At 38.1% G+C, this 23,310-nt stretch carries 24 protein-coding genes and 2 pseudogenes; 25 read left to right on the plus strand and 1 reads right to left on the minus strand.

Annotated features, from left to right (window positions below):
- Positions 1 to 946 precede the first annotated feature (946 nt).
- The 24 genes and pseudogenes from G602_RS0123340 (at position 947) to G602_RS0123455 (ending at position 20,525) form a co-directional block, all read left to right on the plus strand.
- A complete protein-coding gene (locus tag G602_RS0123340) occupies positions 947 to 2,035 on the plus strand; it encodes a PDDEXK nuclease domain-containing protein (protein ID WP_026661200.1) in 1,089 nt (362 codons plus the stop codon).
- Entirely contained in the window at positions 2,032 to 2,283 is a 252-nt protein-coding gene (locus G602_RS30025; protein ID WP_044933492.1) for a DUF3791 domain-containing protein, read from the plus strand. Before G602_RS0123340 ends, G602_RS30025 begins: the two co-directional genes overlap by 4 nt.
- 13 nt (positions 2,284 to 2,296) lie before the next feature.
- Positions 2,297 to 3,025 carry a PD-(D/E)XK nuclease family transposase gene (locus tag G602_RS28230; protein WP_242835710.1) on the plus strand — a complete coding sequence of 243 codons (729 nt, stop codon included), beginning with the start codon at positions 2,297 to 2,299 and terminating at the stop codon, positions 3,023 to 3,025.
- A 474-nt stretch (positions 3,026 to 3,499) separates the two neighbouring features.
- Positions 3,500 to 4,213, plus strand: coding sequence for a LytR/AlgR family response regulator transcription factor (locus tag G602_RS0123355; RefSeq protein ID WP_026661201.1), 714 nt, complete (start codon positions 3,500 to 3,502; stop codon positions 4,211 to 4,213).
- Between the two features lie 38 nt (positions 4,214 to 4,251).
- Complete coding sequence (locus G602_RS0123360; RefSeq protein WP_026661202.1) at positions 4,252 to 5,622, plus strand: sensor histidine kinase; 1,371 nt, start codon at positions 4,252 to 4,254, stop codon at positions 5,620 to 5,622.
- Between the two features lie 124 nt (positions 5,623 to 5,746).
- Complete coding sequence (locus tag G602_RS0123365) at positions 5,747 to 6,358, plus strand: hypothetical protein (protein ID WP_026661203.1); 612 nt, start codon at positions 5,747 to 5,749, stop codon at positions 6,356 to 6,358.
- 121 nt (positions 6,359 to 6,479) lie between these two features.
- Entirely contained in the window at positions 6,480 to 6,875 is a 396-nt protein-coding gene (locus tag G602_RS0123370; protein WP_026528419.1) for a BlaI/MecI/CopY family transcriptional regulator, read from the plus strand.
- Positions 6,876 to 7,019: 144 nt separating this feature from the next.
- Positions 7,020 to 7,964 carry a M56 family metallopeptidase gene (locus G602_RS0123375; RefSeq protein WP_196808763.1) on the plus strand — a complete coding sequence of 315 codons (945 nt, stop codon included), beginning with the start codon at positions 7,020 to 7,022 and terminating at the stop codon, positions 7,962 to 7,964.
- Positions 7,965 to 7,983: 19 nt separating this feature from the next.
- Positions 7,984 to 8,154 carry a hypothetical protein gene (locus tag G602_RS30745; protein ID WP_155830065.1) on the plus strand — a complete coding sequence of 57 codons (171 nt, stop codon included), beginning with the start codon at positions 7,984 to 7,986 and terminating at the stop codon, positions 8,152 to 8,154.
- 179 nt (positions 8,155 to 8,333) lie between these two features.
- Positions 8,334 to 9,869, plus strand: a complete 1,536-nt coding sequence (locus G602_RS0123385; RefSeq protein WP_026492061.1) for a methyl-accepting chemotaxis protein — start codon at positions 8,334 to 8,336, stop codon at positions 9,867 to 9,869.
- Positions 9,870 to 10,025: 156 nt separating this feature from the next.
- Positions 10,026 to 10,115 (plus strand): annotated as a pseudogene (locus G602_RS32140) (nitroreductase family protein); the annotation flags it as partial.
- A 96-nt stretch (positions 10,116 to 10,211) separates the two neighbouring features.
- Positions 10,212 to 10,640, plus strand: a pseudogene (locus G602_RS31635) (ParB/RepB/Spo0J family partition protein); the annotation flags it as partial.
- Positions 10,641 to 10,703: 63 nt separating this feature from the next.
- Positions 10,704 to 10,919 (plus strand): hypothetical protein, encoded by a 216-nt coding sequence (locus G602_RS0123395; RefSeq protein WP_026661205.1) that lies wholly within the window; start codon positions 10,704 to 10,706, stop codon positions 10,917 to 10,919.
- Positions 10,916 to 11,305 (plus strand): PIN domain-containing protein, encoded by a 390-nt coding sequence (locus G602_RS0123400; RefSeq protein ID WP_049945448.1) that lies wholly within the window; start codon positions 10,916 to 10,918, stop codon positions 11,303 to 11,305. The genes G602_RS0123395 and G602_RS0123400 overlap by 4 nt, the downstream gene beginning before the upstream one ends.
- Before the next feature lie 76 nt (positions 11,306 to 11,381).
- Complete coding sequence (locus G602_RS0123405) at positions 11,382 to 11,858, plus strand: PcfB family protein (RefSeq protein WP_026661207.1); 477 nt, start codon at positions 11,382 to 11,384, stop codon at positions 11,856 to 11,858.
- Positions 11,859 to 11,928: 70 nt separating this feature from the next.
- A complete protein-coding gene (locus G602_RS28240) occupies positions 11,929 to 12,453 on the plus strand; it encodes an excisionase (RefSeq protein WP_081676151.1) in 525 nt (174 codons plus the stop codon).
- An 89-nt stretch (positions 12,454 to 12,542) separates the two neighbouring features.
- Positions 12,543 to 12,818 carry a hypothetical protein gene (locus tag G602_RS31640; protein ID WP_026661209.1) on the plus strand — a complete coding sequence of 92 codons (276 nt, stop codon included), beginning with the start codon at positions 12,543 to 12,545 and terminating at the stop codon, positions 12,816 to 12,818.
- Between the two features lie 11 nt (positions 12,819 to 12,829).
- Positions 12,830 to 13,009, plus strand: coding sequence for a tyrosine-type recombinase/integrase (locus tag G602_RS31645; protein WP_026511852.1), 180 nt, complete (start codon positions 12,830 to 12,832; stop codon positions 13,007 to 13,009).
- 128 nt (positions 13,010 to 13,137) lie between these two features.
- Positions 13,138 to 14,235, plus strand: coding sequence for a redox-regulated ATPase YchF (gene ychF, locus G602_RS0123430; RefSeq protein ID WP_026661210.1), 1,098 nt, complete (start codon positions 13,138 to 13,140; stop codon positions 14,233 to 14,235).
- 185 nt (positions 14,236 to 14,420) lie between these two features.
- Positions 14,421 to 16,724: a response regulator gene (locus G602_RS28245; RefSeq protein ID WP_049945449.1), complete on the plus strand. Its 2,304-nt coding sequence runs from the start codon at positions 14,421 to 14,423 to the stop codon at positions 16,722 to 16,724.
- Between the two features lie 230 nt (positions 16,725 to 16,954).
- Positions 16,955 to 17,875: a CPBP family intramembrane glutamic endopeptidase gene (locus tag G602_RS0123440; protein WP_026661211.1), complete on the plus strand. Its 921-nt coding sequence runs from the start codon at positions 16,955 to 16,957 to the stop codon at positions 17,873 to 17,875.
- 59 nt (positions 17,876 to 17,934) lie between these two features.
- Entirely contained in the window at positions 17,935 to 19,002 is a 1,068-nt protein-coding gene (locus G602_RS0123445) for an SPFH domain-containing protein (protein ID WP_044933501.1), read from the plus strand.
- On the plus strand, positions 19,002 to 19,196 hold the full coding sequence (locus G602_RS0123450; RefSeq protein WP_026661213.1) for a PTS ascorbate transporter subunit IIC: 195 nt from the start codon (positions 19,002 to 19,004) through the stop codon (positions 19,194 to 19,196). The genes G602_RS0123445 and G602_RS0123450 overlap by 1 nt, the downstream gene beginning before the upstream one ends.
- A gap of 192 nt (positions 19,197 to 19,388) precedes the next feature.
- On the plus strand, positions 19,389 to 20,525 hold the full coding sequence (locus G602_RS0123455) for an SLC13 family permease (protein WP_026661214.1): 1,137 nt from the start codon (positions 19,389 to 19,391) through the stop codon (positions 20,523 to 20,525).
- A 387-nt stretch (positions 20,526 to 20,912) separates the two neighbouring features.
- Here G602_RS0123455 and G602_RS31650 read toward each other — a convergent pair whose 3' ends face one another.
- The gene (locus tag G602_RS31650) at positions 20,913 to 21,839 is read right to left on the minus strand and encodes a hypothetical protein (RefSeq protein WP_242835711.1); all 927 of its coding nucleotides are present in this window, start codon (positions 21,837 to 21,839) and stop codon (positions 20,913 to 20,915) included.
- Positions 21,840 to 22,266: 427 nt separating this feature from the next.
- Between G602_RS31650 and G602_RS28255 the strand changes: the two genes are divergently transcribed.
- Entirely contained in the window at positions 22,267 to 23,067 is an 801-nt protein-coding gene (locus tag G602_RS28255; protein WP_049945450.1) for a hypothetical protein, read from the plus strand.
- Positions 23,068 to 23,310 lie beyond the last annotated feature (243 nt).

Here is a 23,310-nt window from a genome sequence, read left to right on the forward strand (position 1 = left end):
AAGTACCAAAGACAAACAAGAGCTGTAGCTGGCGGGAGTTCTCTCCATAGGGCATAGACCCTGTTTGAAAGCTTTGCTGGCACTTGGTGTATGAATAGGTGGGACGAAGGAAGTTGGGACACGATCCCTTTAGACACGGAAGGTTCACCATCATAGTTGATCAAAGGGAAAATAGCCTTTATAGAGCAAACAAAGGGATGCTTTATTAGTGCTACCTTCAATCAGCTATTCAGTATATGATATATGACTATTCATCACCTCTGGCTCCTGTTAAAGAGGTATATCAACAAACAAAAAGCTCATAAATACTGAAATTTGAGCTTGAAATTATAGGAAGGAGAGTAGTCCGAAAACTTGCGCAGTTTTTGGATGAAGGTAGGTATATGAAGGGTATGACATGGATGAAGTATAGAGTATGAAGGTAGAGTATGAGGTGCAGGTTTCGGGCGTGGGATGCTCGGTAGATCTTACTACAAAGGACTATAGATCTCGTGGCTGACGCTTTAAAAGTGGTATAAAACTTAATGCGAAAAATGATCTTGTGGCACTCGGTTAAAAAGGCATATAGCGGAAAGCCCATAAAATAAAGGCTTTTAGAAGGAGAATATACAAATATGAAACTAGGAATCGAGGCAACTAGCCGATTTCACGTGTTGTCACGCCTGGTTACATATCTTCATTTTTCCTAACAATTCCCAAATCTTAATTTTACATAATTTCACATAAATTCACGTGAAGTAGGAAATGCTGGTACATAGCTGGCACAAATTTGGTACATAGAAGTGTTCCTACGCCATTATAGTTTGGTAAGCCTAGGAGTGATAGTTTCACCCGTGGTTTTGATTTTTGGAGCAGTTATCTCAAACGAGGTAGCTGTTTTTTTACACATGATATAAGCAATACTGTATAATTAAATTTGCTTGATAGGAATATTTGGAGGCGAGATATGAGCAACCTTATTAAAATTGATAATGAATATAAAGACTGGATTACAGAAGTATCAAAACGTTTCAGACAGACCCAGCTAAAAGCTGCTGTGAAAACTAATAGTGATATGCTCAGGTTCTATTGGTCTCTTGGTAGGGATATTGTTGGATTGAGCGAAAAAAATAATTACGGATCTGGCTTTTATAAAACAATTAGTGAGGATCTTAAAGATATCTTTCCAGATATTAAATCGTTTTCGCCTACAAATCTTAAATATATGAGATATTTTTATGAGATGTATCCAGAAATATTAAATCGTCCTCAACTTGGGGACGATTCAGAAAATGAATTAAATCGTCCCCAGGCTGGGGACAATTTGGAAAATGCAATATTTTTTATTCCATGGGGGCATAACAAAGTTATCATAGATAAGTGTAAAGGAGATTCCGCAAAGGCACTGTTCTATGTGAAGAAAACATTGGAAAACAATTGGTCAAGGGATGTTCTTTTGAACTTCCTTGATACTGATCTGTATGAGAGACAAGGTAAGGCAGTAACCAACTTTGCATTAACATTACCAGCAGAGCAGAGTGATCTTGCGCAGGCTATGACGAAGGATCCATATAGATTTGATTTCTTAACATTGAGAGAAAAGTATGATGAGAAAGAGCTTAAGGATGCGCTTATAAACAAGGCCGAGAAGTTCCTTATGGAACTTGGTACAGGCTTTGCATATATGGGTCGAGAAGTCAGGATTGAAGTAGGTGATACTGAGAAGTTTATTGATATGCTCTTTTACAACACCAAGCGACACTGCTATGTAGTTTTGGAAGTGAAAACGGGCAAGTTTGATTCTTCATATGCTGGACAGCTTGGCACATATGTTGTAGCAGTAAATCACCAGATTAAGTCAGAAGAAGATAATCCAACTGTTGGCTTGTTGATATGTAAAGATCTTGACAAAGTAGAGGCTCAATATGCGTTGGAATCAAGTAGCCAACCTATTGGAGTATCCAGTTACGAACTTTCAAAGTTGGTACCGGAAGAATTCAAGGGAAGTATGCCAACTATTGAAGAGATTGAAGCCGAGTTTGGAGATGTTGATTGAGCAGGGAATTAAACAATGAAAGAAATAAGATAAATTTCACAGTTGCATGTGTAAATGCTTTTGCAGAAACCTATAATATGAACGTAAAAGAAGCATATAGGTATCTAAGGGATTTCAAAGGAATAGAGTTTCTGAAGGATTTTTACGATGTAGAGCATGATCTTGCTTATGCAGAAGTCATTGGGTACAACAGAGACAATGAACAGCGTGAGCATATGAATGAAGTCAAGCAGAAGGAAAGAGAGTAGGAGCGCTCACACAATGACTCTTGTGTTTAACAAGAACATTCCTGCAACAGAACTGATTCTGAGAATTATTTTGAAGAGAAATATTAGAGTTACTTCTGTTGATGCACAGGAAGAGATGCGTAGTCCTATTGTTGGCGGTAGAGATATTACACTTGATATTCATGCTATTGATGAAAATGGTGAGGAAATCAATGTAGAAGTACAGGGGAGCTCTGAGGGAGCACATGTACGAAGAGCCAGATTCCATAGTGCAGTTATGGATTCCAGAATGCTCAAGGAGAATGATCCATTCAAGATATTAAAGGACTCTTATGTAATATTTATCTATAAGCATGATAAATTTGGTAAGGGGTTGCCGATATATAGAGCGGAAAGCGTTATCTCAGATATTAATGAGCCGCTGAATGATGGATCACATATTGTGTATGTAAATGGTAATTACAAGGGAAATGATGAAATCGGAAAGCTTATGGCAGACTTCCGTTCAACCTCATCAGAAGGTATGAATTTTAAAGAGTTAGCTGATGGATTACATCATTTTAAAGAGACTGAGGAAGGACGTGATATTATGTGTGAATCAGTAAAGAAATATGCAGAAGATTATAAGACAGAAGATAAGATTATTACAGTTCAGAATCTTATGACAAATATGAAGTGGACATTGGATGAAACATTGAATAATATGGGTGTTTCAGATGAGGATGAGCGTGCCAATATAACCAAGCAGCTTCAGAAGCAGTAAGTAAATACTTTTTTTGAAATACTTAGCAGTAGATCAGTAAAACGGTCTGCTGCTTTTTTTGTGCCCCAAGAACACGATAATCCGGTAAGAACAATAGAACATTCAGTTTGTTTCTTTTATGTTAGGAGGTATTTCATTGTGTAAGACAAGTTTCAAAGTGACGGTTTTTTATGATGGCACGAGGACTGCCAAGGGCTGCCAGTGAACGCATGAAGAAGATGAACGATGAGAGATATCACAAAAAGTAAATGTTCTAGGTGCGTATTCTGTGATGGATACGCACCGAATACAATTATCATAATATGGAGCATTTGTTAACGAATACGTATGATATATTTTGTTATAAGGTTTAAGGAAGATGAATAATTTCTGCTGTAACAGAATCATTTCAGGTATGAAAAAGGTCGTTTCGTGATGAGATCATAGTTTTTCTTATGTATTTATGATACGAATAACTTGGAGGATTATTGCCTTATGAAGATAGCAGTATGTGATGATGAAGAAAAAATAAGAAACATAATAATGTCGGAGCTGAAATCATCATTTCCGGATGATGAGATTATAAGCTTTGGTATAGGGGAAGATGTGCTGAGATCTGTTGAACAAGATGGTTATATGCCGAATATTATTCTCCTGGATATTATGATGCCCGGCGTGTCCGGAATGGATGTCGCCAGGAAACTTCGTGATATTAGTGATGATGTTGTTATCATTTTTATAACAGGTGAAAAGCAATATGTATTTGATGCTTTTGATGTGAGAGCTTTCCATTTTCTTGTAAAGCCATTCTCAAATGAGAAGTTGGTAAGCGTGATAAAGGCTGCAAAAGAGGAAATAGCCAAAGCTACATTAAAGCCTCAAAAGAAGTATGTGATGTTGAACTCACGAGGCAGTCATATAAGACTATGCGCTTCTGACATTATATTTGCAGAAGTGTATGGGGCCAGGATAATCGTACACACAAGAACCGATGAAATTGAGTATTATGGACATCTTTCAGAACTGGAAAAGCTTGTAGGTGATGGCTTTTTCAGGACTCATAGAGGGTATCTTGTAAATTTGCGATTCGTAAAGAAGTATGATGCAGGAAAGTGCTATATGTCTAAGGGGGAAGCACTTATTTCAAAACAAAACTATAAGGTTTTTGTAAAAGCTTTGATAGATTACAACAAAAAGAGAGCGGAGTAAGCAGCTTTTCCATAATTTTATAGAGGTTAAGAGAATAAATGATTACAGAAGCTATGTGGGATCAGGTAAATCAGATATCAATGATTGCAAATGTATTGTTAAATGCAGTACTTGTGTCAGTATTTTACATACCATTTATGAGAAAAAGAGTACGTGCTGTTATACTCGGAGCGGTTTATGCAATGGCGATGTCTATACTATATTTTGCTACCATAAATTTTTCAGGTGTGACTGCTTATGCTCTTGGCTGTGCTGCAGTATGTATTATCTCCGCTATAACGGAGAGGATAAATATACCGCAGAAAATTTTTTTATCACTAACTATGTATTTGCTTTTGTGGATATCAATGGAACTGGCAATCTTACCATGGAACTTAATATGTTCTGTGACATTTTTGAATCCTAAAGTGGTAGGGGATTTACAGCAGATTATGCTTTATGGTTTGGCACAAGCTATTCATGCTGTAATAAGATGTGCTTTGTTGGTTATAGGAATACATCTGATTAAAACGATGTACAGCCGTAAAAAAGAACTTATGGAATGGAGAGAATTAGCTTTTTTATCAGCAACGTACATAACAATAATAGTATCTTACTGGATATGTACATTTATGGAAGAAGCTTTTGAAAAAGCTTCGGGTGAATATTTCTGGAATAGATATCCTGTATATCATGAAATGCGTGCATTATTTGGTGTGGTAGCTTTTCTCACTATGATTGCAGTGATCTATTTTTATCAAAAGATTAAGACTTCAGAGGAAGAAGTACTGCAAAACTCTCTTGTAAACAGTCAGATTGACGAGTTGTCAGGGCATGTTCATTCAATGGAGAAAGTTTATTCAGATATTCGTGGGATAAGGCATGATACTAATAACCATATCATGGTACTTGGTAATCTAATAAAAGAAAACAATAGTGATCAGGCTTTACAATACTTACATGACTGGTCTGAGGATTTCCATGCAGTAGATATAAATGCAAAGACCGGAAATCCTGTCACTGATATAGTGATTTCAGAGAAGCGGAGACAGGCTGAGGATGTTGGAATACGATTTGTAGATGATTTTCACTATCCGAAAGAAGGTAAAGTGGAATCCATAGATGTGGGCGTTATTCTGAATAATGCTCTTTCAAATGCTATAAGGGCTGCAGAAAACCTGGATAAATCTTTCGTGGAGATAAAATCCTGGCGTAGTGGTGATATGTTCATGATCCAAGTCAAGAACAGCTATAACGGACTGTTGCGGTCTTCTGATGAGAACGGACTTATGGAAACATCGAAGACAGATCGTGATAAGCATGGTTTTGGCTTGAAAAATATGCGAAGGATTACAGAAAAGTATTATGGAACTACCCAGCTTGAACAGGAGGGAGATGTGGTTATATTCACTGCAATGATGGTTATTTGAGTCCATTCATGATTGAAAAAGGTCGTTTCATGAAAAATCTATAATGGTTTTTGGTTAACTTTCCGAAGCCTTTGTTAGATAACAAAGAATCTATTTCCATATTATGTACAAGGAGGTAAGTAAGATGGCTTTAACAAATGTAATGACTCAGTCTCTTATATCTGCCAGTACATCCATGAAACAGATACAGCTTCAGCAGGGAGTGAAAAAGCAGATGGATGGTAAGGCCGGTGTTTTGGATGCTGAGATCAAGAGAGATGAGGCATCCGGCGCGGATACCACAAAAAAGAAAGAAGAACTGGCTGAAACTCAGAAAAGATCTGAAGACATAGCAAATAACAATATGGAGCAGATTGCTGAGACTAATAAGGAAATGCAGAAAGCCAGGGAAGCTGATGCGACCCTGCAGAAAGAGAATGAGAGAGATGAAGCAGCGCGTGAAAAGAAGAGAGCTGAGAGAAGGTGGCAGGAACAGCATCTTCAGGAGGCTGCATCAGAAAGAAGAGCGGAAGAAGCAGACAGAGTTGCAAATGCACAGGCAAGTGCATCAGGATTCTCAGACGAAGAAAATGCAAAGGCACAGCAGATCGATGTCGGTGGCGTGAAGGTTTCTGTGGTTTCAGAGTCCACACATAATACAAAAGTGCCTCATATTGATGAAAAGATTGCAAAATCCACCGGAGCAGAGGTATCTGCAGCAGAAGGTGTCAGTGTTAGCATTGATGTAAAGACTTGAGTCGAAAAAAATAAAAAATCCAAAAAATCATTAACAGCTATTAATTATTAACACACATTATCCGATATGTTATTATGAAAAGGTAACATATCGGATTATGTGGCATTTTGAGGAGGTTTTCATGAAAAGAGAAGAAATGCTTCCTAGTGAGAGTGAATGGCTGATAATGGAGACACTTTGGGATGCTGGAAGAGACCTTACTTCTGTAGAGATATGTGAGAAACTTCCCGGACAGGACAAAATGTCGCAGCGAATGGTGAGAGTTCTTATCAACAGGCTGTGCAAGAAGAATCTTATTTCATATACAGTAGATGAAAAAGATAGCAGAGTTTATCATTATCTTCCCATAAAGACAAAGGAAGAATGCAGACGTGAAAAGAGCATAGATTTTGCCAATAATTATTTTGGAGGAAATAAACTAGGTGCGGCTTTTGCTTTTCTGGAGGCAGAGTCACTTACTGAAGATCAGATAAAGGAACTTGAAAACATTATAAAGAATGCAAAGAAGAATAAGTAGCTCACGGATGAGCAGAGGTATGTTATGCAAGGACTGCAGCAATTCTTTACAAATTTATCACAGTTTTTTGAATTTTTGGTCGTTTATTATTCGATCATTTTAGGTTTCTGTGCGCTTATATCAGTACTGGTTTTGGGGATCATTATGTTCCTTAGAAAGACTGTCTTAGCAGATAGAGTATTTGCGAAGGCTGCTTCTTGGGGACTATTGATCCTTTGTTTATTTTGCGGAAAACTTAAGCTTATTTTCGAAACCAAAGCCGGGTGGTATACATTGGGCAGATGGAATCTGTTATGTGCACACAGGATCGTTTCAATTATCTATATAGTTGGAATATTCATATTTGCGACATATTTTATATACAGAAGAAGGCGACTAAATAAATTTGTGAAGGGGCTGGATAAAGCCACGACCTGCGGCTTTGATAATGAAATCAGAAAATATCCGGGTACTATTTCCCCTTTCTGCATAGGTTGTATCCACCCTATAATAGTTATTCCGGAAAAGCTTGACGTGCAGAATGCTCTTATAGTTATAAAGCATGAAGAAACTCACATTAAACTGGGACATCTTTGGATAATTGCCGGATATGATATGGTGCGGTGTCTTTTGTGGCCTAATGTTTTTCTTCATATTGCTGCAAAGTACATAAAAAGGGATCTTGAAGATGTTTGTGATGCTGTGACTATGCAAATGAATGGGATTGATCCTTTTGATTATGGTGAATCACTTCTGGCAAATGCCAGGGAAATCATGTTGTCCCGAAAAAACATGAAGTGCGAAGAAGGGTTCCTTTTTGCATGGGATGATAATTATAAGGTGCTAAATAAAAGGATCCACAGGATACTTGAGAGGAATGGCTATAACAGAAAAGTGGTTTTAGCCGGTGGTGTCCTTTTCATAATGGCACTTATAGCTTCAATCTTTGGAATAAAATGCTTTTCGTACAAGCGTACAGGTGCATGGGGGAGAGAGCTTCCATCCATATGTAATGAAACATTGAAGGCAGCAAACAAGCTTTTTGATGATTATTATAAGTCGAAGGAAGAGGAGACTGCAGCTACTACAGCAAATGCCACTGAGCAATAATCTATGGGAGAATCTGCATATGGGATGGATTAAGAGCATATATGCGAAAGCAATAGCATTGCTGGAATCTTTTTTCTCAATGGAAAAGGATTCATATATCACACAAGAGCAGATTGAAGAGTTAGAAAGAGTAGTCAAGAGAGTGGGCTCAAATAAAAAAGGTGAATGGATTTTAGTAAATTTTAAATAACGAATGCAATTAAATGCTGGAAAGACAGGTAATACAAGGTGAAATAAATAATTCATTTCAACGCAGAGTTTTTTAATAATAATTTCAGAGATATTTACTTATGAGAATTTGCGGAATTTAGTAAAATGGTTGTGGTAATCTAGTTAACATAAAACATTTATCTCAGGAGGTAATTATCAATGAATAAAAAATCTGCTTTTGAAGTATACCTGTCTGCGGTTTTTAAATGGGGTATTACTGCACTGGTATCGGCCTGTATGTTTGCTACAGCAATGTTCATAGTAGAAAAGACAATTGGCTTTTATCAGGTTATCCCTTGGATCGCAGTAATAATTTTCGGTATCATGGATGTGTGTTTCTTTATTACAGGAATGCTGATTCTTAAGTCTTCATTTGATGAAGATGGATATTTAAAAGATGGAAAACTTCAAATAGGAAAGATTTTCTGCTCAGTTGTTCTTATCCTTCAGTGGAACTACATTATTTACATGGTTCCGACCAGAACATTCTGGGGATTTTTATGTTTCTTCCTGATACTTATCGGATTCTTTATGGATATTAAGCTTCTGTCCGTTACCGGCAGTATTTGTATTGTTTCTATGTTTATTGCATGGTTTGTCAGAGGCACAGCTCTTTTGCCAGTAAAAGACGAACTCTTTATTACAGATGTAATCATGTGTGTTGTAGGCCTTGTGCTTTCGTTAGCCGGCCTTGTAATGTTCTTATTCTTTGTTTCACACTTTTTGATTACTGCCAAAAAGGATGAGCTTGAAGAGAACAACAGGCGTGTTACAGGTGTTATGGATGCTGTTCGTTCAATATCTTCCAAGATGGTAACTGCAGGAACAACTCTTTTGGATATCTCATCAAGTGAGAGCGCTTCAGCAGAAGAGCTATCAGCAACAAGTGATGAGCTTGTTAAAAACAGTAATATTCTTGGTAATAAAGCAGATGAGAGTATGGCAAACTTGTCAGAGCTTAATGATTGCGCAAGCATTGTAGAAGAAAATGTTGAGACTGTTGAGAAGACATCTGACAACCTTCTTAAGAAGTCAAAAGAAAATGAGAAATCATTAAATGATCTTCAGGGAATAAATTCTGAAGTTTCTGATTCTATGGCAGTTACAACAGATATTGCAGACAGACTTCTAAAGGCAGTAGAAGAAATTGGAACAACGCTTGAACTTATTCAGGGAATTTCGTCATCAACAAGCCTTCTTGCTCTTAATGCTTCAATTGAGGCCGCAAGAGCGGGTGATGCTGGAAAGGGATTTGCTGTTGTAGCAACTGAAGTTGGTAAGCTTGCAGAAAACACGCAGAGCTCACTTAAGGACGTTGGTGCAATAATTGAAAGAGTTCAGAAGAACGTAGAAGAGATTACAGGACAGGTTGAGATAAATGCCAATAAGCTTGCTGAACAGAATGAACAGTTTAAGACAGTATTTGGCGACATAAGTGAAATGACTACAATGCTGAATGATTCGGTTAATGCAATTGAAGAGATGAATGAGGCACATAAACGCCAGTCAGAAATCATCAAAAAAACTGTTGAGATTAACCAAAATATCGCAGAGAGTATCAGAAGTGAGAACGAGCAGTTTGTGGCTATCAGTACCATGGCTGGAAATAATGCTACAAATACTGAGCATGTTGCACAGCAGGCTAGTGCAATCAATGACATGGTTGATGAGATTAATCGTCTTCTAAATAATTAAAAAGATGTGAGTGTCAAAAGACTGTGCCTTCTAAAAAAGAGGGCACAGTCTTTTTTTATTTAATACGAGGAGATTATAGATATGGAATTTAATAAAGTTATTCAGAAGAGAGAGTCTGTTCGTAAGTACAGCGATACAAAGCCAACAGAAGATTAAGTGAAATATATTCTAGAAGCGGGGCGCTTAGCACCAACAGCTTTTAATAAACAACCACAACGAGTGTATATACTAAAAAGTGGAGAAGCTCTTCAGAGGATGGACAGTGTTCATCCATGCCGTTATGGAGCACCGATGGTAATTCTAGTATGTTCCGATAAAAATGCTGCAAGTAATTTTCAGGGTGAGGAAACAGGAGTAAGCCGTAATCAGATTCAGAGATATATAAGGCTTACAAATCTGATTCCGGAGATTCTTGATATGGTGGATAACAAGCAGATTGGCTTTAATCCTGCAGCAGAGCTTTCATTTCTTGATGAAAACCAGCAGAGACAGCTTCTTGAGGCTATGGATTTTTCACAATCAACACCATCACTTGGTCAGGCTCAACGTATGAAGAAGCTGGCGCTGAATGAAGGAATAACTCATGAGGATATGAACGTCATAATGTCAGAGGAGAAAAAGTCAGATGTAGACAGAGTTACGCTAAAAAATGATGTGCTCAAAAAGTATTTTCCCAAGTCTTATACGCCTAAACAGATGGAGGATACGATAGTGAAATTGCTTGACCAATGGCAGAAGAAACGGTTGCATGATCATAATATAGGCGAATAAATGTTTGTTGTATGAAAATGTGCATTAAGATATAATTAGAGGCACAGAAAGGAGCAACGAAGTATGTTGACTAAGACTGATTTACAACAGGAAGCGTACAAAAGAATAGAGATGCTATCTGATGATGACATAAGACTGATAATCAATCTGATGGATAAGATAAAGCCGTCTTCACCATCTTCAAATGATGAAAGAAAAAAGAAAATAAGAGATATGGCTGGAAAGTATGATTTTGACGAGACAGCTGTGGAAGAATTAAGAATGGGGAGCATGATTTGAAAGTACTTGTAGATACTAATATCATGATTGATTATATGAAAAGACCGACAGAAAAAATGATCGAGGTCTTTCAGAATGAAGATATTGTCATCAGTGGAGTTGTTATTTCTGAATTGTTTCATGGAGCTCTTTCTGAAAAAGAGCTTGACTCATTGGAAGAGGACTTATCAGTTTATGAAAGTCTAAATATAACAGAGTCAGATTGGAATGAATTTGGGAGATTTTTATATACTCTCAGAAAGAGTGGGTTAACAGTTCCATATCCTGATGCAATTATTTCTTATGTTGCAATAAAAAATGATGTGCCGGTTTGGACAAAAGACAAGCATTTTAAGCTTATACAAGCAGCTGAGGATAAACTCAAATTGTACGATTACAGTGAGTGAACAAAATAATAACTATTGAGAGCAGTAGATTGTAAAAGATCTGCTGCTTTTTTGTTGCAAAAAGGGGGTATTTCTTATGCAGGAGGAGGTAGAGCAGAAAACGATAAACCTGGCTGTAACAACGACAAAGCTTTCATGGAGAGTAGTCATTGGCGCAGTCAGGGCGTTTATAAATCACAAAAGGCGAAAACAGATGATGGGGCCAAAGCATTACAGAGGCAAGCAAACTGTAAAGCAGCTCCTTAGTCAGGATCAGGGTGCTACCAGCATGGTAGTCGGTGATGAAGGAATTAAAGATTTCGAGCGAATAGCAAAACGTTATGGTGTGGATTTTGCAGTAACAAAGGATGGCTCTGTGAATCCCCCGAAGTATACAGTATTTTTCAAGGCGAAAGATATGGATGCTTTGGAAGCTGTGATGGATGAGTTTGAAAAAGTGAAGGCATTCAAAAAAGAGCATCCCAGTGTTTTGCACCAGCTTGGTATTTATAAAGAAAAAGCAAAGGAACAGATGGTAAAAGCAAAAATCCGTGTAAAGGAGATGATCAGATGACACGAAAGCAAAAGCGTATTATTCTTTTGAATCTCCCGTATGTGTTTATAGGGCTTATTGCAACGGATCTGTGCAGAGAGGTGAACGTCCTGTTGTAATAGTACAAAATAATAAAGGAAATAAGTATTCACCTACAATTACCGTAATACCCATAACCACAAAGATTCATCGTAGCAAAGGGTTTCCTACGCATGTGATACTGGATCATATAGGAGGCCTTGATGAGGAGTCTGCCTCTATGGCAGAACAGATAACTACAATAAGTCGGAGCAAACTAATAAAGTACATTGGAAGTATTCCTGATGACTTCATGAAGACAAGAATCAATAAGACAATACGTATACAGCTGGGACTCGATAATATAGAAAGAGTAGATAAAAAAGAACGGTCGAAGCCTGACACATTGAATGTACCGATTTGGCATAAGACATCAATGACAGTAGAAGAAGCTTCTGAGTATTCCAATATAGGAATAAACAGAATAAGGGAATTATGTAAAGATCCGTTAAACAAGATTTCCTTTCAGGTAGGCAGAAAAATATTGATTAAAAGAGAAGCATTTGACGAGTATTTGAATAACGTGGAGCTCATTTGACGGAGGCTGATATGGTTGAAAAAATGGGTGTTCTATGTTATTTTTATACACGCGTGATGATGCTTCTTTTAATATGAAGGAGTATTATTTTGGGCAAAGATTTAAGAGGCCGAGAGATCGGTGAAGGTATTGTGCAAAGAAAGGATGGGTTATATTCAGCCAGATTTACGAATAAGAGTGGAAAAAGAGTAGAAAAATATTTTGATGGTGTAGCAGATGCGAAAAAGTGGATAACAATCAGTAAACTTGAGGATGAAAAACATTCTGACACAGCTATTGAATATAATATGACTGTAGACGAGTGGTTTTTGTACTGGATAAAGACTTTTAAGCAGGGGCTATCACCCAATACAAGGCAGGAATAAAACCTTTTTGTATGCACGCATTAAGACACACATTTGCAACCAGATGTATTGAGAGAGGAGTCAATCCGAAATCTCTTCAAAAGATTTTGGGACATGCTCAGCTATCCACTACGATGGATACTTATGTACATGTGACTGATGATTCTTTACTTCTTGCAATTAAACAGTTTGAGGCTGCTGATAAGCCTTAATTATTTTTTGCAAAAAAATTGGGAAGTAAAAAAATAATCAAAACTTATCATTTCTGGTGTAAAATGGTGTAGATTTTATAGTAATAATGTTAAGAAATCCCTTAAATAAGGGAAAAAGGAGATAAAAGATGAAACTAGGAATCGTCGGGCTTCCGAACGTCGGAAAGAGTACCCTTTTTAATTCACTTACAAATGCAGGAGCACTTGCTGCTAACTATCCTTTTGCAACAATTGATCCTAACGTTGGAATCGTTGCAGTTCCGGATAAGAGACTGCAGCTCCTCGGAGACCTTTATCATTCTAAGAAGGTAACACCTGCTACAATCGAATTCGTTGATATCGCGGGACTTGTAAAGGGAGCATCCAAGGGAGAAGGACTTGGAAACCAGTTCCTTGCCAATATTCGTGAGACAGATGCAATCGTTCATGTTGTAAGATGCTTTGATGATCCCAACGTGGTTCATGTTGACGGTTCAGTTGATCCTGCAAGAGATATTGAGACAATCAATTTAGAGCTTGTGTTTGCTGATCTTGAGGTACTTGAGAGAAGAATTGCAAAGACCACCAAGGCTGCAAGAATGGACAAGACAGCAGCTAAGGAGCTTGAGCTTCTTAATAAGATTAAGGAAGTTCTTGAAGGCGGTAAGATGGCAAGAGAGCTTGAACTTGATGACGATGATGAGAAGGCTCTTATGAATACCTATGACCTTCTTACCTGGAAACCCGTTATTTATGCAGCTAACGTTCTTGAGGATGATCTTGCTGATGATGGTGCTTCCAATAAATATGTGGCAGCAGTTCGAGAACTTGCAGCAAAGTCCGGCAGTGAGGTTTTCGTAATCAGTGCTCAGATTGAGGCTGAGATTTCAGAGCTTGAGGCTGATGAGAAGGCTGAATTCCTTGAGAGCATGGGACTTTCAGAATCAGGCCTTGATAAACTTATTGCAGCAAGCTACAGAACACTCGGACTTATGAGCTTCCTTACTTCAGGTGAGGACGAAACAAGAGCCTGGACTATAAAAATCGGTACAAAGGCTCCTCAGGCAGCAGGTAAGATCCACACAGACTTTGAGAGAGGCTTCATCAAGGCTGAGGTTATTAACTACGAGGATCTTCTTCGCGAGGGTTCACTTTCTGCAGCAAGAGAAAAAGGTCTTGTTCGTATGGAAGGTAAAGAATACGTCGTACAGGACGGAGATGTAATATTATTTAGATTCAACGTATGATACTGTAAAGCATCGCAGCGAAAAATAAAATGCACCGGTATAAGAGCTTGCGCTCTAATTCCGGTGCATTTTTATTTTTCGGTATGAGGCGTGCAGCATTTTTATACAAATTTAAGAGTTATTTTATGCTAAAAAAGCCATGAGATTCTATAATTATAATTGTATAAGAAGTATAAGGGGAAAGTATGTATTATTCCGGATTCGGTATATTATCTCTTGTTTTATACATAATTATTAATAACAGAATCCTAAGGCTAAGTCTGCGCAAAAATCAGGCTGAAGATATTGCTTGCTATAAATACTTTTTGCTTAGTGTAATTACATATATAATAACCGATGCTATATGGGGAATAACCTATGAACGGCATGCCATGGTGACCGTTTATCTTGATACGGTTTTCTATTTTCTGGCTATGGCAACTTCTGTATTGCTGTGGGCAAGATTTGTAATTGCTTATCTTAAGAACGAGAATTCTTTTAATCTGGTGCTAAAGTTTGTCGGATGGTTAATGTTTACCTTTGTGCTAATTTGCCTGATTGTAAATTTTTTTACACCGATTTTGTTCTCGTTTGATTCAGAGGGTGTTTATAAACCTCTTCCTATCAGATACTTTTTCCTGGGATCTCAAATCCTTCTTTTCGCGCTGACTGCGATTTATACATTCATAACCTTCCTGAAATCGTCGGGAGCAGACAAACGTCATAATCTGACTATTGCAATATCGGGAATGACTATGACTTTGTTTATTGTTCTTCAGACATCGAATCCCTTTTTGCCTTTTTATTCAATAGGTTGTTTATTGGCGGCTGCTTTGATACACAGCTTTGTTTCTGAAGAAGAGCTTCAGGAAAAGAATATAAATCTTGAAAATGCACTTGCGGAAGCAGAACGTGCCAATAAGTCCAAGAATGCTTTTTTGAACAATATGAGTCACGAGCTTCGCACTCCTATCAATGCTATTCTTGGTATGAATGAGATTATCAATCGTGACTGCAATGATGAAAAGATAAGAGAGTGCACAACCAGTATTCAAAAAGCCGGCACAACACTTTTAAATACAATAAGCAGCATTCTTGATTATTCAAAAATAGAATCAGATAGTCTTGAGCTTGATAACGGGGAATACTGCTTTGCTGATATGATCAGTGATATCTATAGCCTGATATATTTACGTGCAGAGGAAAAAGGCCTTGAGCTTAAGTTTGATATTGATCCGGAGATTCCGCGAAAACTAAATGGTGCCTGCTTAAGAATTAAACAAGTGATAGACAACCTTTTGACAAATGCGGTGAAATATACTGAAAAAGGAAGTATTTCTTTTATGGTCAGGCTTATCAGCGAAGAGAGTGGCTTTGCCAGAATATACTTTTCAGTAAAAGATACAGGAATAGGAATAAGAAAAGAGGATAAAGAGAAACTTTTCAAGGCGTTTGAACGGGTGAATATGAGTCGTACACGTACGGTGGAAGGCGCAGGACTGGGACTTACGATATCTTCATATATTTTGAACCTAATGGATTCAAAACTGTTTGTTAAGAGTGTGTATAATGAAGGATCGGAATTCTATTTCGAGCTAAGACAGAGAATTTTGGATAATGCTCCTATTGGCGATGAGTGGAGAAAAACCATATCTTCGGAAAAAATATCTGAAAAGGCTGCGAAGAAATCCTTTACATCACCGGAGAGTCATATTTTACTTGTGGATGATACGGAATTGAATCTGCGGGTTATAAAAGGCTTGCTTGATCCCATGAAAATGCAGATAGATACTGCTGAGAGTGGTGAACTCGCCATCGAGAAGTTCGCTGCAAACATTTATGACATAGTTTTCCTGGATTACATGATGCCACACATGGATGGTATAGAAACACTTGCGAATATTAAAAGAGATTATCCGGAAAAAGCGGATAAGACTCCTATAATATCGCTTACGGCAAGTGCTGTGGCCGGTGAACGGGAGCGTATGCTGGCTGCAGGTTTTACGGATTATATGACTAAACCGGTAGTGCTGTCTGTGATGGTTGAGATGCTGCAAAGATACTTGCCGAAGGAAAAAATACATACCGCGGATGAAACGGGGAAGATTCCGGCAGAGATTCATGCAAGTGAAAATGCCCATGAGACGCTTGATGAGCTTAGTGCTATCAGGGCTATTCCATGGATAAATGTTGAAGAAGGTATTGAGTACTGCGGATCAGTGGAAACCTATCTGATTGCGCTTTCAATGTTTGTCAATTCGGTTGATGATAAGGAAAATCTTTTGACAAACTCTCTTATGACTCATGATATAGAGCTTTTTACCATCACGGTCCATGCGTTAAAGAGCAGCTCACTGACCATAGGAATGCCTGATTTTTCTGCAAAAGCCAAGGAACTGGAGCTTGCAGGCAAAGAAAATAATGTGGATCTGATAGTAGAAAAATACCCTGCTTTTATAGATGAGTACAGAGGGATTAAAACAGCGTTGGAAGGGAAAATACCAAATTAAAATCTTCTTAATGATATTACTTCTTGTGTGAAAAAAAGAGGAAATCGATTTGTAAAGAGTTCTGGAAACAGAGCTCTTTTTGTTTTGACTATTATTTGTAATCCGTGTTTTATTTTGCGGAATTAGGAAAATATGGATGTTGACTTGTGAAATATTAATGATATCATTATGATATCAAATAGATAAACATTAAATCCGGATTCACCGGAAACTATAATTGGAGGTATGCTATGGAAACTTTACAATATGACAACAGGACTTTATATAAATACCTTCGCTGGGTATTTATCATTGCCTGGGTAATGCAGGTGGCAGTGTGGATGCTCTACCAGAATGGTGGGACCGTGCCCGGTCAGCTACTGATGGCAGTAATGATGTATGCACCGCTGGTAGCTACGCTGATTGCCGGTGTGAAGCTAAAGGGTATGGGATGGAAACCGAAACTTAAGGGGAATATAGGAACACTTTTGTTTGCATGGTTTGCGCCCTTCATACTTACTTTGATAGGTGCAGTTTTGTACTTTGCTATTTTTCCTGGTCATTTTGATTTAAGCGGTGAAGCTGTTTTTGCCGCAGCAGGTGAGAATGGGAAGGCTGCACTTGAAGCACTTGAAGCACAGGGACTTACCTATCCTGCATATTTTATTATCAATGCTGTAAGTGCTGCTTTGTACGCACCTCTTATCAATATGTTTGCTGCAGTAGGTGAGGAGGCAGGCTGGCGTGGATATATGTATCCTGCATTAAAAGAGAGGTTTGGCAGAACAAAGGGAGTTGTGATCGGCGGATTTATCTGGGGTGTATGGCATTGGCCGCTCATCGGATTTATCGGATATGAATACGGAACGGAATACTTTGGATTTCCGGTGACCGGAATGCTGATGTTTTCCATATTTACAATTGCTCTCGGAGTCCTTTGTGACAGAGTTTATGAAAAGACTGAATGTATCTGGATACCTGCAATTTTACACGGCTCAATAAATGCAGCAGCTACGTTACCTGTCATGATTAGTAAACCTGACATAGGAAAATACAGACTCCTGGGACCTTTTCCTAACGGGCTGTTGGCAGGACTTCCGATTTTTATTCTTGGCGGAATTGTTTTATACACAAAATACAGAGAAAATGCAAAAGTTAACCAGTTTTCATGATATGTGATAAAAAATCAAAATGGGTTTTATGGGAGTAGATGATTAAGGAGGCAATAATTATGAATGAAAATGTAAAAGAAAAAGTATTACAGGGACACAAAAACGGAATGGCTATGATGCTTATCATTGTAGCAGCTTATATTGCAGCTATAGCACTTGTGGTAATTACGGCAATCGGACTCGATGATCCGACTGCATTTATTGCAGGTGCGACATCTGATAGATTAAACCTGATTATATTTGTGTTTAGTATAATATATGTGTCAATCGGCTGGTTTCCTTTCCTTGGACTTAAGGTTTTGAAACCGGGTGAAGCACTTGTGCTTACACTTTTCGGAAAATATATAGGAACATTAAAAGAGGATGGATTCTACTATGTGAATCCCTTCTGTACAGCCTTCAATCCTGCTGCCGATACGAAACTTGGTCAGAGTGGGGATATTGCGGAAGGTAAGAAGATTGCGGGGATAACCATTAATAATTCCGACCTGCAGTTTTCAGGTGCGGGTCAGTCAAAGAAGATTTCTCTTAAGGTTATGACGCTTAGTAACTCCAGACAGAAGGTAAATGATCTGCTAGGTAATCCTGTTGAAGTCGCTGTCGCTGTTATGTGGAAGGTTACTGATACTGCAAAAGCAGTGTTTGCTGTAGATAACTTCAAGGAGTATTTATCCCTTCAGAGTGACACGGCAGTAAGAAACGTTGTAAAGCTTTATCCCTATGACATCACTGAAAATGTAGATACAACAGGCGATGGCATAGCAGATGACGGTAGTCTTCGCGGATCAACAGAGCTTGTGGCACAGCGTATTAAAGAAGAAATTCAGTCTAAGGTATCAGATGCCGGTATTGAAATTGTTGATGCCAGAATCACATATCTTGCATATGCTCCTGAGATTGCAGCTGCAATGCTTCAGAGGCAGCAGGCAGCAGCTGTAGTAGATGCCAGAAAGCTCATCGTCGATGGCGCAGTCGGAATGGTAGAGCTTGCGCTTGAGAGACTTAATGAAAAGGAACTGGTTGAACTTGATGAGGAGAGAAAGGCAGCAATGGTATCCAATCTTCTCGTAGTTCTTTGCGGTAATCATGATGCTCAGCCGGTGGTTAATTCCGGCAGCCTGTACTAATGGCAGAAAAGAAACAGGTTCCGCTTCGCCTCAGCGCTAAATTGTATGATGCCATCGCTGCCTGGGCTGAAGACGATTTTCGCTCGGTGAACGGACAGATAGAATATCTGTTGACGGAATGTGTCAAGCAGAGGAAAAAGGACGGCAAGTATGTTTCAGAACATCTTGACGAGCCTCCGGAATTTGACATTTAAGTAATCACCTGGCGAGGTATTATCGAGCCTGGTGTACTACTTAGTTCTGGCGAGTGAAACGAGAACAGAACTTCCTTTAAAATATGGAAACATATTGCAATTTGGTGTAGACTATCTCTTCGGAGCCATTTTTTATTATTTTTCGATGGTAAAAAATGACATTTATTTTTATACGTAATAAGGAAGAGGAAAATGAAGTCTATACCATTAAAAAATATTCTCAGGAAATTAAAGTCCGATCCGGTACTTATTTGCGCGTGGATTCTTGCACTATTGTCCATGTTTGCAGTAAGACCGGATGCGGACTATTTTTCATACATTGATTTCAGGTCCCTTGGAATTCTCTGGGGACTTATGATTGTTATTCAGGGATTCCGTGAGAATTCTATTTTTGAAAAGATTGGCGAAAAGCTTCTTGGCAAAGTGACAACAGGACGACAACTTGCAATGGTTTTGATACTCATGTGCTTCTTTGGAAGTATGCTGATTACCAATGACGTAGCACTTATTACTTTTGTCCCGTTCGCGCTAATGACGCTTCACAGCTGCAGAAGAGAAGATATGATGATTCCTGTCATTGTACTTCAGACAGTTGCTGCGAATCTGGGAAGCATGCTCACACCGATCGGAAATCCACAGAATCTCTATCTCTACGGGCTCACCGGAATGGGAATCGGCGAATTTGTCCTATGTATGCTTCCTTACAGCGTAGCTGCCCTGGTGCTCCTGCTGATTGCTGCTTTTTTCATAAAAAATGGAAAAAGTAACCTCGGAGAAAGAACAGACAACTACCAGGTGGTAAAGAGCTTTGGCAGTAAAAAGCAGGTTGCTGTTTATTCTGTTTTGTTTATCCTTGCGCTTCTTACTGTCTTAAGAGTTATGCCCTGGTATACTATGGCTGCTATGATTTTTGTTGTAGTAGCAATAATGGATGGGAAAATACTCTTAAGAGCTGATTACATTTTGCTTCTTACTTTTATTGGATTTTTTGTTTTTACGGGAAATATGGGAAGAATTCCTGAGGTTAGCAATTTCCTTCAGACTGTTTCGGAAGGAAGAGAGTTTCTGATGGGTGTGGTAGTTAGCCAGTTTATCAGTAACGTGCCTGCAACACTTATGCTGTCAGGATTTGTTTCCGATTACAAGGAACTTCTGATTGGCGTCAATGTCGGAGGACTTGGAACGCTGATTGCGTCCATGGCAAGCCTTATTTCCTTTAAGGCCTACAGCAACGATTATAAAGAAAACAGAGGAAAGTACATACTGGCATTTACATTTGTGAATGTAGTGTTCCTTGTGGCGCTGGTTGTCTTTAAAAGCTGTTTTTAAATGATGTCTTTAAAAGCTGTTTTTAAATGATGTTTTTAAATGATGTTTTAAATGATGTTTTTAAATGATGTTTATCAAATTAGTATATAAGAATTGAATTGGAAATGCCTGAATAAAACCATTTGATTAGGGTGTGGTTTTGTTCAGGCTTTATACTTATTAGAGAGGTTATGATTTCTTGAGGACATAATACGGAAAATGTTCACATGAAAGCTCATTTTCGGGGCATAATTTTCCTTTCGAAAGAATTGTCCTAAAAAGCAAATCTCTTTTGAAAGAATTGTCCTAAAAAGCAAATCTCTTTTGAAAGTATTGTCCTGTAAAACAGAGTTCTATCAGAAAACATTGACCATGTCCGGTTCTTTATTTGCTGAGTAAAAAAGGAATCTATAGTCTGGCACATTCATAAGCATCCAAGTTATGTCCCAGTAGCTCCATTATTTTTAATTCATCCATGGCATCAATTACTGCATTGTGTGTCTCGCAGTAGCTTACGTTACCGCTTATCATTCTTAGGATACTTTCTACGGAATAGCCTTTCTTAAGGCGCCCGCTTTTACATACCTCAGCACCCACAGGAATGAAACTGTTGAATTGCTTGTATGCTGCAAGCCTCATGATATCAAACCATTCAAATTCAGAAAGTTCTTCCAAATGACCATAGTCGAATTTTGCATTGTATGCATACAGGCTGTTTGCACCATTTGATCTTAGATATTTGCGGATATCATCCATTGCTTCCTGCCTGGAAGTCACTACCTTCGGAATACTTTTTGCAATATTCAGAACTTCAGAATACATGCCGCCTTTCCTGTATTCGGGATCGATGATGTAGTATTTTGCACCGATACATTTAAAGGTGCTGTTATCCGCCAGGGCAATTCCAATCGACATCACCTCGTTGTACCAGTTGGTTTCGGTGTCAATAACAGCAAAAGTGTTTTGTGTAGAATGTCTTGATATGTTGCGCTTTAAGGAATTGCTGTCAGGATTATTGTGCAGGATACCGGCACTGCTTATATTATTTGCGATAATGGTTTCTTTTTGCCCGGAGTTACAATTGCCGGAGATTGTGCTTGTTTTGAGGCCTGTATTTACGTTACCGGAGACGGTGCTTGTTTTGTGACTTGTATTTGCGCTACCTGAGATGGACTTTGCTTTATGGCTTGTATTTGCGCTACCTGAGATGGACTTTGCTTTATGGTTTGTATTTGCGCTACCTGAGATAGCCTGTGTTTTATGGCTGGTGTTGCAATTATCGGAAGATGCTTCTTTTATCATATTCAGAAAATCAAGTGATGCGTTATGACCCATTTTTCTACCTTTACTTTCAAAATAATAATGATGATATCTTAATGGATTTTTGATGTAGTGACAATACAGCATTTGGACATGTGATAAATATGGTTAGTGAAAGTATGAAAGCCTTATTGCAATTCTGCTCATATGAGATTCAGGAATGGCTTTTTTTCAAAAAAAATCGTCTTTAATAGAACATAATCATACAATATACAAATAATGCTCATGTTGACAAACGATATGATTTGTGTAAAATATACTCTTGTCGCTATTCAGGAGCGATTGGTGTGCGTTCAGCATGCTATTTTCACTATGTATGTAGGCAGTATAGATATGTAGCTATGAATATTTTTGTTGAAAAGATATGGCATTTTATTATCTCAGGATATGGTGATAGCCAAAAGCCTAAAAGACAGAAAACAACGCAGGAGGAATTATTGTATTGAACAAAAATGATGAATTTTTAAAAATGTTAAAGGGGAGGGAAGAATTTTTAGTTAAGGAAATTGAAAAACGTGAAAAACGCTTGGATAAAGCACCGGCCGGTACACTTAGAATATCTAAGAAAGGAAAAACAATTCAATATTACATAAGAAGACAGACAGAAAAGAGTGGTAATTATTTGAAAAGGGCTGATCAAAAGCTGATACTGACACTGGCTCAAAAGAAATATGATGAGAGATTTATTAGATTGGCAAAGTCTGAGCTTAAGCATCTAAGGACATTTGTTGATCATTATTCAACACAAATAAGGGGATTAGCGCTGCCATTTCCATGGGAGATTAAGAAGGATATGGATATTGCAGAAATGACAGATGAAGAATATGTACATTATTGGCAAAGTATGGAGTATAAACCTAAGAAGATAGATGAGGGTGTGCCTTTTCATGTTACTGCAAGAGGCGAGCGCGTTCGGTCAAAGTCTGAAGAATTAATAGCAAATGCACTATTTTCTCATGGTATTCCATATAAATATGAGTGCCCTGTCCGTCTATATAATGGAGAATTTAGATATCCGGATTTTACTATTTTGAATCTGCGCACTCGCAAAGTTGTATTGCTCGAACATCTTGGAATGCTCGATGATCCTGATTACATTTATGCCAATTTGAAGAAGGTTAGAGAATATGAGAAATCAGGCATTTTTCTAGGAAAAGAACTACTTATAACTGCTGAAAGTCAAAAGATGCCGATGAACACAAGGGTAATAAATGCATTTATCACTAAGCATTTTGGTAATTGAGGCATTAGACACTGATTGTGCGATATTTTTGATAAATCAGGGTATGAGAAAGGCATCAGTTAGCCTGAGAATATATTATTTATAGAATATCAGGGTATGAAAAAGGTATCAGTTACCCTGAGAATATATCATATATAGAATATCAGGGTATGGATAAAGAATAGCTACCCAGAAAGAGAGAAAACTAAGAGAAATCAGGGGATAGAGAAAAAATAACTACCCTGAAAAATAGAAAATAAAGAG

The organism is Butyrivibrio sp. AC2005 (genome assembly GCF_000424145.1).
GTDB lineage: Bacteria > Bacillota > Clostridia > Lachnospirales > Lachnospiraceae > Butyrivibrio.